Origin of the sequence: Nocardiopsis salina YIM 90010, from assembly GCF_000341025.1 — a bacterium.
Classification (GTDB): domain Bacteria; phylum Actinomycetota; class Actinomycetes; order Streptosporangiales; family Streptosporangiaceae; genus Nocardiopsis; species Nocardiopsis salina.
Window position 1 is genome coordinate 16,387 of record NZ_ANBF01000166.1, and the last position, 13,779, is coordinate 30,165.

13 protein-coding genes and 2 pseudogenes are annotated in these 13,779 nt (G+C 70.4%); 8 read left to right on the top strand and 7 right to left on the bottom strand.

The window, feature by feature from the left end:
- Positions 1 to 71: 71 nt before the first annotated feature.
- From D474_RS0118325 to D474_RS29225, 3 genes and pseudogenes are all read right to left on the bottom strand, one after another.
- A complete protein-coding gene (locus tag D474_RS0118325; RefSeq protein ID WP_017614981.1) occupies positions 72 to 689 on the bottom strand; it encodes an energy-coupling factor transporter transmembrane component T family protein in 618 nt (205 codons plus the stop codon).
- Complete coding sequence (locus tag D474_RS0118330; RefSeq protein WP_017614982.1) at positions 686 to 1,459, bottom strand: energy-coupling factor ABC transporter ATP-binding protein; 774 nt, start codon at positions 1,457 to 1,459, stop codon at positions 686 to 688. Before D474_RS0118330 ends, D474_RS0118325 begins: the two co-directional genes overlap by 4 nt.
- Positions 1,459 to 2,045, bottom strand: a pseudogene (locus D474_RS29225) (biotin transporter BioY). Before D474_RS29225 ends, D474_RS0118330 begins: the two are co-directional and overlap by 1 nt.
- A 197-nt stretch (positions 2,046 to 2,242) precedes the next feature.
- Between D474_RS29225 and D474_RS29230 the strand changes: the two are divergent.
- Complete coding sequence (locus D474_RS29230) at positions 2,243 to 2,425, top strand: hypothetical protein (protein WP_017614983.1); 183 nt, start codon at positions 2,243 to 2,245, stop codon at positions 2,423 to 2,425.
- Between the two features lie 117 nt (positions 2,426 to 2,542).
- A complete protein-coding gene (locus tag D474_RS0118345) occupies positions 2,543 to 3,076 on the top strand; it encodes a DinB family protein (RefSeq protein ID WP_017614984.1) in 534 nt (177 codons plus the stop codon).
- A gap of 160 nt (positions 3,077 to 3,236) precedes the next feature.
- Here the strand turns inward: D474_RS0118345 and D474_RS0118350 are convergent, their stop codons facing one another.
- Positions 3,237 to 4,589, bottom strand: coding sequence for a spinster family MFS transporter (locus tag D474_RS0118350; protein WP_017614985.1), 1,353 nt, complete (start codon positions 4,587 to 4,589; stop codon positions 3,237 to 3,239).
- A 241-nt stretch (positions 4,590 to 4,830) separates the two neighbouring features.
- Between D474_RS0118350 and D474_RS0118355 the strand changes: the two genes are divergently transcribed.
- The gene (locus tag D474_RS0118355) at positions 4,831 to 5,484 is read left to right on the top strand and encodes a TetR/AcrR family transcriptional regulator (protein ID WP_017614986.1); all 654 of its coding nucleotides are present in this window, start codon (positions 4,831 to 4,833) and stop codon (positions 5,482 to 5,484) included.
- 18 nt (positions 5,485 to 5,502) lie between these two features.
- Here the strand turns inward: D474_RS0118355 and D474_RS0118360 are convergent, their stop codons facing one another.
- Both D474_RS0118360 and D474_RS33495 read right to left on the bottom strand, forming a co-directional pair.
- Entirely contained in the window at positions 5,503 to 5,871 is a 369-nt protein-coding gene (locus D474_RS0118360; RefSeq protein WP_017614987.1) for a type II toxin-antitoxin system HicB family antitoxin, read from the bottom strand.
- A 101-nt stretch (positions 5,872 to 5,972) separates the two neighbouring features.
- A complete protein-coding gene (locus D474_RS33495) occupies positions 5,973 to 6,116 on the bottom strand; it encodes a hypothetical protein (RefSeq protein ID WP_017614988.1) in 144 nt (47 codons plus the stop codon).
- A gap of 187 nt (positions 6,117 to 6,303) precedes the next feature.
- Here D474_RS33495 and D474_RS33920 point away from each other — a divergent pair, with 187 nt between their 5' ends.
- Complete coding sequence (locus D474_RS33920; protein WP_275040804.1) at positions 6,304 to 6,711, top strand: AMP-binding protein; 408 nt, start codon at positions 6,304 to 6,306, stop codon at positions 6,709 to 6,711.
- A gap of 80 nt (positions 6,712 to 6,791) precedes the next feature.
- Complete coding sequence (locus D474_RS33925; protein ID WP_275040805.1) at positions 6,792 to 7,838, top strand: class I adenylate-forming enzyme family protein; 1,047 nt, start codon at positions 6,792 to 6,794, stop codon at positions 7,836 to 7,838.
- A gap of 66 nt (positions 7,839 to 7,904) precedes the next feature.
- Here the strand turns inward: D474_RS33925 and D474_RS29245 are convergent.
- Positions 7,905 to 9,073 (bottom strand): annotated as a pseudogene (locus D474_RS29245) (lactonase family protein).
- Positions 9,074 to 9,595: 522 nt separating this feature from the next.
- Between D474_RS29245 and D474_RS0118380 the strand changes: the two are divergent.
- From D474_RS0118380 to D474_RS0118390, 3 genes are all read left to right on the top strand, one after another.
- On the top strand, positions 9,596 to 10,609 hold the full coding sequence (locus tag D474_RS0118380; protein ID WP_017614989.1) for an ABC transporter substrate-binding protein: 1,014 nt from the start codon (positions 9,596 to 9,598) through the stop codon (positions 10,607 to 10,609).
- 135 nt (positions 10,610 to 10,744) lie between these two features.
- Positions 10,745 to 11,959 (top strand): ABC transporter ATP-binding protein, encoded by a 1,215-nt coding sequence (locus D474_RS0118385; protein ID WP_017614990.1) that lies wholly within the window; start codon positions 10,745 to 10,747, stop codon positions 11,957 to 11,959.
- On the top strand, positions 11,956 to 13,734 hold the full coding sequence (locus D474_RS0118390; protein ID WP_204367125.1) for an ABC transporter permease: 1,779 nt from the start codon (positions 11,956 to 11,958) through the stop codon (positions 13,732 to 13,734). The genes D474_RS0118385 and D474_RS0118390 overlap by 4 nt, the downstream gene beginning before the upstream one ends.
- Positions 13,735 to 13,779 lie beyond the last annotated feature (45 nt).

A 13,779-nucleotide genomic window follows, 5' to 3' on the forward strand; every position in this document is an offset into this window, starting at 1 on the left:
AATCACCCATCCGATGTCGGCTCGGCACTGACGGGGGAGGCGATGGTGAGGGAACCGTGCCCCAGCGGGGGTCAGGCCTCCCGTTCGCCCTCGTCCATGCCGCGCGCAACCAACGCCTCGCCGGTCGCCTCGGCCATCCGCAACAACTGCACGATCACCGGGACCACGAGCAGGTGTGGGCGCCCCGACATCCCGCGCGCCAGGTACCCCTCCCGGGCCGCGCGCCAGGCCTGGCCGACCATCGGGATCGACCGCACCGTCAGGGCCAGGACCAGGCCCACCCGGTCGGGGTCCACACCCACGCGCCGCAAGGGCCGGGCCAGGCGCTGGAACAGTTCGAGCATCGCGCTCACGCGTGTGGTGAGCGTGACGGCGTTGGCCAGGAGCACCAGCGAACCGAGCTGGGCGCACAGGCGCACGGCCTCGGTCCACTCCCCCATCAGGCTCTGGAACACGGCGATACCCAGAAGGAACGGCCACAGGACCCGCACCACCCGGTAGGCGTGGAGCAGCGACAGGCCGGCCACCGGATAGACCGCCACGGCCGCGGCGAGCGCCGCCACCGAGACCCACAGGTGCGCGACGGCGACCAGTGCGACACCGGCTACCAGCAGGGAGAGGAGCTTGGCCCCGGCCGGAACCCGGTGGAGGGGGCCCGTTCCGGGCACGTACAGGCCGACCGCGCTCACCGTCGTCCACCGGGTTCCGGCGCCGGGCCCGGGGCGCCGCCCCGCTCGGGGTCGGCACCGACGGCCGGGTCGGGATCGTGCGGGGTGGCCGGAGCGGCGTCCATGAGGCGGGTGTAGAAGGCGACCGATTCCTCGGGGGAACCGTCGTGCACCACACGGCCGCCTTCGACCACCAGCACCCGGTCGAACCCGGACAGCAGGTCGAGGTCGTGCGTGAACAGGACGACCTGCTGTTCCAGGGTGTCCAGGACCCGGTGGACCATACGGGTGTTGCGCCGGTCGAGCAGGGTGGTGGGCTCGTCGCAGACCAGGATCTCCGGTTCGGTGGCCAGGACCGATGCGAGCGCGAGCATCTGCCGTTGGCCGCCGGAGAGCAGGTGCGCGGGGTGGTCGCGGTGGGCGGCGAGCCCGTAGCGTTCCAGCATCCGGTCGACCCTGCGCGCGGTCTCCTCGCGACCCAGTTTCAGCGGGCGCAGGCCCACCTCGACGTCCTCGGCGACCGTGGGCATGATGATCTGGTTGGCGGCGTCGGAGAAGACGAACCCCACCCGGCGGCGTATGTGCCGTGCGTGGCGGTGGGTGTTCCACTCCCCCAACCACACCCGCCCCTCGTCGGGCAGGACCAGGCCGTTGAGCGTGCGGGCGAGCGTGGACTTGCCCGACCCGTTGGCGCCGATGACCCCGATCCGGTGCTCCCTCAGCTCGAGGTCGATGCCGTGCAGGACCGGGTTCCCGTCGTAGGCGTGGCTCACCCCCTCCAGACGCAGCATCAGGCGCGGCCCTCCTCGGCGGCCGTGACCGGGCGCCCGGCGGGCGGGATCGGGTAGGCGCGGTGCACGGTCGCGGCGATCAGGGCGGCGACCACTGCCTTGGCGAGGTCGCCGGGGAGGTAGACCGCGACGGCCATGAGGGAGGCGAGGGCGCCGTCACCGAGCACGACCGCCATCCACGGCACACCGACGGCGTAGATGACGACCATGCCGCCGAGCACGTTGATCGCGGCGCCCTTCCAGAACCGGTACCGGCCGTTGCGGAGCATGAGTTCGGTGAGCGCGCCGATGATTAGGGCGCCCAGGAGCCAGCCGAGGATCATGCCGCCGGAGGGGCCGACCAGCACCGCGAGGCCGCCGCGGCCGCCGGCGAACAGCGGCAGGGCGGGGNNCGCTTCCACCCGATGAGGGCGCCGGCGAGCATGACGCCGAGCGTCTGGAGTGTGATCGGGACCGGGGAGAACGGGATCGGGATCGCCACGAACATGCTGAGGGCGGCGATGAGCGCGGCGAACAGGGCGATGAGGGCGAGGTCGCGGGCGGTCAGGCCCCGGTACCGGACGTCGGTGGTCCGCTGCACGGGCATGGGTCTTCCCCTCGGGGTGAGTGGTGGGAGGTCACAAACAGAGCCCATTGTCCGTTACGCGCGGGACGTGTGTGGAGGGCGGGGGTCACAGACTCGGTACCCGTGCCGTTGTGGGGACCCCACTGATACCCGCGTCACACCGGGCCGGACGACCGGCGAAAATGGTCGGTCCAGGCCGAGTGCGAGGGGCGACATGGGTGAGGACGCCGCAGGCACGGGCAGCACCGTGCACGCGCTGGCGCAGGCGTTGGCGGACCGGGGCCTGCGTCCTGGTACCTGTCTCCTACCTGGAGGAGCTCGAGGACATCGTCGACAGCGCTGCTGTCGAGGCGCGTGCCCACGAGGCGACCGTCCCGTTCCGGCCGGCGGACTACGTGTGATGCGGGCACAGGTGCGAACTCTCGACCGGGTGACCCCGCGCGGAAGCCCCGGGAAATGTCGGAGGCCGGGCGTAGCGTTCTGTGTGACAGGCCACACAAACACGGGGGCGAACGATCATGAGCGAGACGACCACCAGCACCGGGAGCACCGTCGACGCCGAGCGCGAGGCCGCTCTGGAGGTGCTCGCCGAACAGCGGGGGTTCCTGCTCCACACCCTGAAGGACCTGAACGAGAAGCAGGCCACCACGCCCACCACCGTCAGCGAACTGACCCTGGCGGGGCTGGTCAAGCACGTGACCTCGGTCGAGCGGGAGTGGATGGACTTCATCGAGAACGGTCCCGAGGAGGTCGACTGGAGCTCCCCCGAGCCGTTCGAACAGCAGGCGCGCACGTTCCAGCTGCTGGACGGCGAGACGTTGGAGAGCGTGCTCGCAGACTACACCCGGGCCGCGAGCGAGACCGAGGAGTACGTGCGCGCGCTCCCCGACCTCGACCGCAGCCACCAGCTCGCACCGGCGCCGTGGCTGGAGGGCGAGGTCTTCTGGAGCGCGCGCAAGGTCCTGCTGCACCTGGTTCGGGAGACCAGCCAGCACTGCGGGCACGCCGACATCATCCGCGAGGCCCTGGACGGCCAGAAGACCATGGGGTGAGGTCGACCGGCCCGGAACGAGACCTGGGAACGCGGGAGAGGCCGCGCGGCGTGTACCGTGCGGCCCCTCTCCTTTTCCCGGGGTGGTTCGGCCCGCGCGGGTGCAGGGCTACGGGGTTCCCGGGCGCGCGGGGGCACGGCGCGGGCCCAGCGGGCCAGGGTCAGGCGTCCTCGATCCTTTCCAGGGACTCGCGCATGCGCTGGTGGTCGCGGCGCACGTACCGGGCGGCGGCGAACAGCCCGAGCCCGGCGATGAGCAGGCCGGCGGGGATGACCACCATGAGCCCGGCGTGCAGCCCCACGGCGCCGGCCTCGGCGGCGGAGAGTCCGTCGGCGGCAGCGTCCGCGGTGAAGCGGTCGGAGAGCGCACCGGCCACGACCGGACCGAACGCCCCGCCCATCAGGTAGGACGCGGCCAGGTACAGGGCGAAGGCGGTCCCGCGCAGTCGGGGACCCACCACGTCGCCGATGGCGGGGTAGGCGGCGGTGAAGAACATGTACTGCAGCAGCCAGCCGGCCGAGAAGATCAGCACGAACAGCCCCACCGCGTCCGGCCCGAGCAGGAAGGCGCCGAAGGTCAGCGGCGCGGCCAGGGACAGCGCGACCGCACCGGTCAGGACCCGGCCCACGACGGAGGCGCGGCTGGCCCAGTCGGCGATGCGTCCGCCGAGGGTCAGGCCGATGAGCCCGGTGACGCCGATGGTGATGCCGGCGTAGAGGCCGCCCATGGACATGCTCGTGTCGAAGTACCGCTGGAAGAGGGGGACGCTGAAGGTCGACACGGCGTAGGCCGAGACCTGGATCCCGATCCCCGCGATGGAGAGCCACCACAGCGTCGGCACGGCCACGAGACGCCGGAAGGGTTTGTCGCCGCGGTCGACGGCCCGGTCGGCCTCTGTGGAGCCGCGTTCGGGTTCGCGCATGAACAGCATGACCACGGCCAGGAGCAGGCCGGGGATCGCGGCGAGCACGAACGCGGCCCGCCAGCTGTCGAAGGCCTCGGTGATGGGGCCGACGGTGAAGAAGGCGAGGGTGAGGCCCACGGGAAGGCCGAGCTGGAACAGCCCAACGGCCCCGGCCCGCTTCTTGGAGGGGCACATGTCCGCGATGAGGGAGTTGGCGGCGGGCGCGAAGGCCGCCTCTCCCACCCCGACGAGCAGGCGGATCACCACCAGCATGATGAACCCGCCGGCCATCCCGGTCGCCGCGGTGAACAGGCTCCAGGCCACGAGGCCGACGATGAGGATCGCCTTGCGCGAGTAGCGGTCGGCCAACCGCCCCAGGGGGATTCCGAACAGCGCGTAGACGATGGTGAAGGCCGCGCTGATCATGCCGATCTGGGCGTCGGTGATGGAGAACTCGGCCTTGATGGGTTCGGTGACGATCGCGGGGATCGTGCGGTCGTAGAAGTTGAGCAGGTTGGCGAGGAAGAGGAGGACGATGATCACGCGCGGGTCGGCGAGGGTGCCGCGCCGCGCGTCGGCGGCGCTGGTGCGCGAGTCGGGGAGGGCCAAGTCAACCTCCGGGGGTGGTGGTCGCGCGTGAGGCCGCCGCCCTGCGGCGTCGCGCTCGCCCTTGTGGCGTGGGACACAGTATGGGGAAGGTGTGGTCGACCCACAAGAGTTCGGAACGCACGCGTTCCAGAATTTTCGCCGCGGTCTCCCGACCCACCCGCCACCCGACGGCTCTAAGGTGTTCGCCCTGGGTTCCCGCGAGCCCGCCCCCGGACCCCCGAAATCCCCTGGAGAGGACACAGTGACCCCGAAGGACCGCCCGTCCGCAGCCCGAAGCCCCGCCCGGAACTCGACCTACGGCGGACGCTCCCAGGAGGAACGCGCCGCCGACCGCAGATCACGGCTGAAGGACGCCGCGCTGGAGCTCTTCGCAGTCCGCCCCTACGACGAGGTGACCGTGGCCGACGTGTGCTCGCGCGCACGGGTGTCCAAGCGGCACTTCTACGAGGAGTTCGACGACCGCCGCGACCTCATGCGCTGCCTGCACCGGGAGCTGATCGACTGGCTGTTCGACGGCATCCACCGCGGCGCCCCGGAGGACCCCGACGGCCTGGACGACCTGCTCCGGGGCATGATGTCGGCCTGGGTGGGCCTGATGCGGGAGCACCCTGACCGGGCGCGGGTCATCTACATCAACGCCCCGCGCATGGAGATGCGGCGGCGCGGGCTGATGCGCCGCACCGCCGAGCTGTTCGGGCGCCTGTCCCGCAGGGCGCTGGACCGCCCGCGCGACCGGGTCCGGAACGAGCGTGTCCTCCTGGCGATGGTCTCGGGCGCCACCCAGGTGGTCATCGACTGGATCGAACGCGGGATGGTCGACGACCCGGAGGCCCTCGTCGACCACCTGACCGGCGCGTCGGTGGCCCTGATGCGCCACCTGGAGGCGGAGGGCTGAGCCCCCGCCCCGCACGCCTCACCCGCCGGACGTGCCGCCGGCCGAAACCCCGGCGCCGGCGGGACCGGAGAGACGGGCGGAGACCAGGCGGTTGAGCGAGACGTTCTGCTCGGCCGCCTCGATGGCCAGTTCCCGGTGCACCTCGGGGGGCACGCGGACCATGAACTTGCCGGAGAAGGCCCGGTCCGCGATCGCTTCGGGGGGTTGCTCTCCGGCGTCGAGCATGTCCTCGACCACCTCGGCCGCGAGCTCCTGGATCCCCGTGAAAGCGGCGGCTCGGTCGCCTTCGAGGCACGACAAGGAAGGGAACTCGGCGACCGTGCCGAGGTAGGCCTCGTCCTCGGCGGACCAGCGCACACGGTAGGCGTAGTGGTCTGCTCTGCCCATCACGGCTCCTCCAGCCTGTCGATCGCGGCGAGAACCTGTTTCACCTGGTACGGCTTCGCCTTGCCCTTGAAGTTCTGGATATTGACGCGGGGATCGCCCGGTCAGGGCATCTTGTAGATCTCGTGAGAGCCCTTGGCCCGTCGGGGCTCTCCGAAGTAGTGCCTGCACACGCGTCGGAGGTCGGTGAACCTCACCGCGGCCGGCTGGTTCCGCATGTGTTCGAGGAGGTCGTCAATACTGGCCACCCCTGGAAAGTATCAGTATTGATACTACCCGCGGAGGCGTTTCACCGCCATACCCGACTCGGAGCGGCGATTCCAGGGCGACGCGAGTCCCTGTGCGTCAGATCACATGCGTGGTAGCGTCCGGGCCATCAGGTACGAGTGCGTTCCCGATGGCTTCGAGTGAGCCCTCCCCCGGAAGAGGTCCGCGTTGAGCTTCAACCTCGCCAGCATCCTGACCGAGTCCCGGATCGCCCACCCCGACAAGCCCCTCTGCCACACCGACGAGGGCGCCACCCTCACCTACGCCGACGTGGACGAGGCGTCCGGCCGCGTCGCCACCGCCCTGCTGGATCTGGGCCTGGAGCGGGGCGACCGGGTCGCCGTGCAGCTGCCCAACGTTCCCGAGTTCCTGTTCACCTACTTCGGCGCGCTCAAGGCCGGGCTGATCGTCGTCCCGCTCAACCCGCTGCTCAAGGCGCCCGAGATCGCGCACCATCTCCACGACTCCGGGGCGCGGGTCTTCGTCGCGCACACCCTGGCCGCCGAGACGGCGCTCAAGGGCGTGGAGGCCGCGGTCGCCGACCCGACGGGCTCGGCCGCCCACAGGTCCTGCTGACCGGCTCCGGCGACCGACCCGACGGGACCGCGGCCTTCGACGGGCTGCTGCGGGCCGAGGACTGCGGGGAACCGGCCGCGGTGCAGGCGAGCGACACCGCCGCCCTGATCTACACCAGCGGCACGACCGGGCGGCCCAAGGGCGCCGAGCTCACCCACGTGCAGCTCTACATGAACTGCACCGTCGCCGGCGAGCAGCTCGGGCTGCGCGGGGACGACGTGACCATGGCGGTGCTACCGCTGTTCCACGTGTTCGGGCTGTCCAGTGTGCTCAACGGGGCGGTACGGCGCGGCGGAACGATCGTGCTGGTCGAGCGGTTCGAGCGGGACGCGGTCGTCGCGGCCATGGCGCGGTACCGGTGCACCGTCTTCGCGGGGGTGCCCACCATGTACCAGGAGCTGTTGGCCGCCGACACCTCGGGCGCGGACCTGTCGGCGCTGCGCATCGGCTCGTGCGGCGGGGCGCCCATGCCGACCGAGGTCATGCGCGAGGTCGAGGAGGCCTTCCCCGGCATCGTGGTCCTGGAGGGCTACGGGCTCTCGGAGACGGCCAGCGGCACCACGGTCAACACCAGCGCCGAGGAGCGCAAGGTCGGCTCGATCGGCAAACCCATCTGGGGTGTACGCGTGCGCGTGGTCGACCCCGAGGGGCGCGAGCTCCCTCCCGGCCGGGAGAACGTCGGCGAGATCGTGGTGCGCGGCCACAACACCATGAAGGGATACTGGAACCGGCCCGAGGCGACCGCGGAGGTGCTGCGCGACGGCTGGTTCCACACCGGCGACCTCGGCCACTCCGACGAGGACGGCTACTTCTACGTGGTCGACCGGAAGAAGGACCTCGTGGTGCGGGGCGGCTACAACGTCTACCCGCGGGAGATCGAGGAGGTCCTGTACGAGCACCCCGAGGTCACCGGCGCCGCGGTGGTCGGGCGCCCGGACGAACGCATGGGCGAGGAGGTGGTGGCGTGCATCGTGCTGGAGCCCGGGTCGGCGGCCACGGAGGACGACCTCGTCGCGTTCTGCAAGGAGCGCATGGCCGCCTACAAGTACCCGCGGGAGATCCGCCTCATGAGCGCGCTGCCGACCGGGCCGACCGGCAAGATCCTCAAGAAGGAACTGCGCGGCTGAGACGGGCCGGCCGCGGCCGCGGGGGCGCCCCGTGGCCGGGCAGCCGGAAGCGCGCTCGGCACCCCGTCAGCCCCCGGGCCGCTCTCCCCGGCGGATGCGGCGCAGCGGCACCGGGAGCACACAGACCGGATCGGGCAGCGCGAGCCGGTGCCCGGGGTCGGCGGGGGGCCNAGGCGCAGCGACATGAGGGAGTCCCCGTTCTGCGCGGCGGCGACGAGGTGGTCGGGTTCGTCTCGGTGCCCCCGTACGACGGCGAAGTGGCGCGGCCAGGCCCCCACCGGAGTGTCGGCGAGGTGCTCCGGACGCGCACCGCCGTCGCGGAGGGCGAAGGTGGAGACCGCGTCGGCGCCGCGGTTGGACACGTAGAGGTGGTCGCGGTGGAGGGCGAGCTCGGCAGGGAAGTTCGTGCCGGCCGCCTCCTCGGCTGTGGCCGGCACCGAACCGAGGTACTGCGCATGGTCGATGTCGCCGGTCCAGCGCACCACGTGCACGCGCGAATCGAGCTCCCCGGTGACGTAGACGTGGCGGCCGTCGCGCGTCACGGCCATGTGGCGGGGGCCGGAACCGGGCTTCAGGCGTACCCGGCCCTGGAGGCCGTTCGGGAGGAACTCGATGCCGGGGCCGAGGCCCCCGGACGGTTCTCGGAACTCGGGCCGGACCGGCTCCCCCACCCGGTACGCCCGCAGCTCGTCGGTGCCCAGGTCGGCCACGAGCAGGGTGCTCAGCTCCGGGTGAACGGTATCGGGCACCAGCAGACTGCTGTGTGCGTGCGGGCCCTCCTGCCGGTCGGGGTCGGGGCCGTGGCCGGTGTGGTCGAACAGCTGCCGGGGTTCGCGCTCGCCCGAGTACACGTCGGGTCCGGAGTTGCGTGCCCCCTCCCGGGTGAAGCCGTCGATCGCGACCCGACCGTCCGCGTAATTGGCCACCACCGCCTGCGTCTCGCCGAGCGCGCGCACATGGCAGGGCGAGGCCCCGTGACTGGAATCGGACCCGAGCTCGGTGAGGCCGCCGTCGTGTTCGATACGCAGGGCCGTGAGGGTCCCTTCGGCCCGCTCCCCGACCGCGTAGACCCACGGCAGGTGGGCGTTGAGCGCGAGGAAGGAGGGTCCGGTCAACCGCGCGGCCAGGCCCCCGTCCTCGAACTCACCCGTGTTCGGGTCGAACCACACCCGGTACACGCCCTCGCCGCGGCCCGCGGGTTCGGAGCCCGGGGTGTAGGTGCCGACGTAGAGCATGCGGCGGCCGGTCAGAGGATCGGCTCCGGAGGGGTCCGGGGACGGTGTGGGAGATGCGTTCACGTGGGACCTCGTTCCCGCGGGGTCGGATGTACCACTTGGTCCATACCACGGGACGGAGGCCGGGAGGGCTCGGGGCACCGCCCGGCCCCGGCACCGCCGCGAGGCTCCGTCCGCGCGGCCGGACCGAAGCCCGCCGCATTCCTCCGGCCGCCCCATCAAAAATCAGCAACGCAACCAACAGGAAATCATCACATTTTCGGCCAGGAACAAAAAAGTACGTGAACGAACGTTTCCACTACCCATTCTCTTGACGAAGCTGTGGACACCTGCTTATTGTCCGAAATCCGAACAGAACCGGTAGCGAACAAGGCTGCCCCATCCAGGAGGCACGCCGTTGGCATGCGGCCCCCGCTGCCCTGTGCCCGGTGAGCGCTGCCTGACCCGTTCGGGGTTCCGCGCGGGTGCCGGGTTGGTCCACGAGCGGCCGTGCCCGCCCCGGGCCGTGTGAGAGGAGCGCAGATGAACAAGGGCCTGCGGCTGACGGCCGCTGCCGGTGCGGTCGTGCTGGTCAGCACCGGCTGCGGGGGTTTCGGCGGTGACGACAGCGTGATCAACTTCTATTCCCCAGAAACGCCGGACATGACCCAGGAGCTGGCCGACGCGTTCATGGAGGAGCACGACTACGAGGTGGAGGTCAACTACTCCGGCACCAATGAACTCGTGAACGAGATGATCGCCGAGTCCGACAACCCCCAAGGGGACGTCTGGTACGGGGGCGGTGGCTGGATGCCGTTCGAGAACGCGCTGGACCAGGGCATCATCGAGCCCTACACCCCCTCCACCGTCGAGGACATGGAGGAGACCCGGGGCGACATCCCGCTGCGCGACGCGGATTGGGGCTGGACCGGCGCCGAGCTGTTCGTCCTGGGGCTCGCCTACAACCCCGACGAGATCGACGAGGACGAGCTTCCGCAGACCTGGGCGGAGCTGGCCGACGACCGTTGGGCGGGCGAGCTGCAGTTCCCCAACCCCGCCGCATCGGGCACCGCCACCCTGCTGGTGCTCAGCCAGCTGATGGAAATGGGCGAGGAAGAGGGCTGGGACTACCTGGAGACCCTGGCCGACCACGCGACCGCGATCCCGGACTCCGGCGGGGCTCCGACCGAGGCCATCACGACCGGGGAGGCCAACATCGCGGTGGGCTACGACTTCATGGCCTACCAGCACGCGGACCGCGGCGAGTCGGTGGACTTCCACATCCCCGACGAGACCCCGGTCCTGGTCAACCCGATCGCCCGGATCAGCGACGGGCCCAACCAGGAGGGCGCCGAGGAGTTCATCGACTGGATGATGTCCACCGAGGGCCAGCAGATCCGGGCCGACTGGCAGCACATCCCGCTGGACGAGGACGTGGACGCCAGCAGCCCGATCACGATGGAGGAGGTCGAGGCGCAGTCCCAGGACCTGGACGTCGACTGGGTCGTGGACAACTACGACGACGCCCGCGACGAATGGCGCGAGCGGATCGGCTGACCGGCCCGCTCACTCGAGCCGATTCCACAGCGTGCCGCAGGTGCCGGTCCCGGCCCGCCCGCACGGTCGGGCCGGAGCCGGCACCGCCTCTGCGGGGGCGCGGCCCCGCTTCAGCAGCAGCCAGGAAGGTGAACGATGGTATCCGTCAGTCTGCGGAACCTGTCCAAGAGCTTCGGTTCGGGAGCCAACGCGACTGTCGCGGTCGACAACGTGGACCTGGAGATCGAGGACGGCGAGTTCTTCGCCCTCCTGGGCCCCTCCGGCTGCGGCAAGACCACGACCATGCGCTGCATCGCGGGCTTCGAGAGCCCCACCCGGGGCGAGATCTGGATCGGCGACCGGTTCATCAACCACGTTCCGCCGCACAAGCGCGACACCGGCATGGTGTTCCAGAGTTACGCGCTCTTCCCCCACTACGACGTGTTCCAGAACGTTGCCTACGGCCTGCTGATGCGGGACCTCTACAACGGAAGGATCGGCGCTTTCGCGGGCCTGTTCAGCAAACGCCTCGCCCGTAGGTCCGCCGACATCCGCGAACAGGTGCACAAGGCGCTCGACCAGGTCGGGCTGGGAGGCTACGACGAACGCCAGGTGAGCCAGCTGTCCGGGGGCCAGCAGCAGCGTGTGGCGCTGGCCCGGGCCCTGGTGCGGCGCCCGTCCGTGCTGTTGATGGACGAGCCGCTGTCCAACCTGGACAAGAATCTGCGGATCCAGATGCGTGACACGATCCGCCACATCCAGCGCGAGGTCGGCATCACCACGATCTTCGTGACCCACGACCAGGAGGAGGCCATGGGCATGGCCGACCGCATCGCCCTGATGCGTGACGGCCGCCTGGAGCAGGTGGACCGGCCCACCGAGCTCTACGACCGGCCCAATTCGTCGTGGGCCGCGCGCTTCGTGGGCTCTTCCAACATCGTGGACACCACCGTGGAGAGGACCGACGCCGAGGGCACCGAGGTGCGGCTGGGCAGCAGGCGGATACGCGTATCCGGTTTCGAGGCCGCCGTCGGCGACCAGGTGCGGCTGATCATGCGCCCCGAGGCGCTCTCGGTCCGACCCAGGTCCGGTGCCGGCCCGGACACCGGGAACACCTTCGACGGCACGGTCTCCAAAGTGACCTACCTCGGGCCCAACATCGTCTACACGGTGGACGTCGGCGCGGACGACGGGGCGACGTCCACCGGGGCGGAGGGTTCGGGGGCGACCGGCCTCCTCACCGGCACCCGGCAGCTCGTCGAGGTCACCGACACCTTCCGGGGCGCCGACGCGGTTCTGTCCGTCGGCACCGAGGTGCAGCTGTCCATCGACCCGGACCGGATCATCGTGGCGGAGGGGGACTCATCGTGAGTACGGCAGTGGCCGATCCCCCCGAGGGCGGAGGGTCCTCCCCGGGAGCTCCCCCGCCGCGGAGGAAGCGCTCCCGGCGCTCGTTCCACCTGGACCTGCTGTCCCTGTGCAGAGTCCTGGTGCTGGGCTTCTTCACCCTGTTCCTGATCATCCCGCTGCTGTCCATGGTGGTCGTGGCATTCACCGGCGAGACCGTGAACATCTTCGGTTCGCTCGTGGACGGGGAGATCCGCGACCAGAACATCTCCGACCTCCGTGGCGCCTCGTTGACCACGTTCATCGAGACCGTCGGTTCGGCGCAGAACATGGAGGCCTTGCGCAACAGCCTGCTGTTGGCGCTGGGAGTCGCGCTGCTGGCGATGGTGCTCTGCACTCCGATCGCCTACGGTTTCGCGCGCACCGCGATGCCGTTCAAGCGCACGCTGGGTGTGCTGTGCACGATCCCGATGGTGGTCCCCACGTTCGCGGCGGCGGGCGGCTTCATCACCATGTTCGGCCAGGCCGGCTGGGTCACCGGCCTCTGGCAGCAGCTGGGCGGGTCGGGCCAGCTCATCAACCCCTACTCGATGACCGGGCTCGTGCTCGTGCTGCTGTTCTTCCTGTTCCCGTTCGCGCTGTGGCCCATGGTCGCGGCGTTCCGGATCAGCAGCGCACAGGTGGAGGAGGCCTCCTCCAGTCTCGGCGCGCGTTCGGTGGTCACGTTCTTGACCGTGACATTCCCACTGGCTCTGCCCTCGCTGCTGTCCGCGCTGCTGCTGGTCTTCGCGACGACCTTCAGTGACTTCGGTGCCGCGATCATCCTGGGCATCGACGGGCTGAACCTGATCGTGGTGCAGGCCTACCGCGAGATCGCCGGCTTCTTCGACTGGGCCGCGGGCTCGGTACTGGTCATGGTCATGGTCGTGGTCGTGGCGCTGTTCTTCTCGTTGCAGCGTCTGGTGCTGCGCGGGCGCGACTACGGCACTCTCAGCGCACGCGGGGGGCAGCCGGCACCACTGGTCCGCCACCGCGGGCTGTGCAACACCCTGTCGCTGTTCACCATGGCCTTCACCCTGGTCCCGGTGCTGTCGCTGCTGTCGGTGCTGGTGCTCTCCTTCGCCACGACCTGGCGCGGCACGTTCCTGCCGGACAGCTTCACCACCGCGCACTACGAGCGGGTCCTCGACCGGTCCTGGGGCGCGATCGCCAACAGTCTCACCCTGGCCGGCGGCGCGCTGCTGATCGCGCTGTTCGTGGCGGCCACGGTGGCCTACTACACGGTGCGCCACCGCGCGGCCGGCCTGGACTTCTTGGCGACGATGCCGCTGATCGTGCCCGGTATCGCCCTGGCGCTGGCACTGATGCAGACCTTCAACACCCAGCCGCTGGCGCTGTACGGCACCGCCCTGCTCCTGGTCGTCGGATACGCGATCCGCCGCTTGCCCTACATGGTGCGTCCTGCGGTCGGGGCCATGCAGGCCATCGGCACCGATGTCGAGGAGGCGGCGCGCAGCCTGGGGGCCAACCGGATCACCGCGGTGATGACGACGGTGCTGCCGCTGCTGCGCCCGGCGTTGTTCGCAGGCGGCATCCTGGTGTTCGTCACGGTGCTCAAGGAGACCAGCCTGACCGTGCTGATCGCCCCGTCCAACTGGGAACCGATGAGCCGCGACATCTTCAACAACCTGCTCCGGGGCGAACGCTATCCGGCCGCGGCGATGTCGGTGATCCTGTTGGTGATCGTGATCAGCCTGCAGCAGATCGCCTACAAGTTCAGCCGCAACTCGCTGTACTGAACGGTGGCCGACGACGCACCGCGGATGATCGGGGATGTGCCGCTC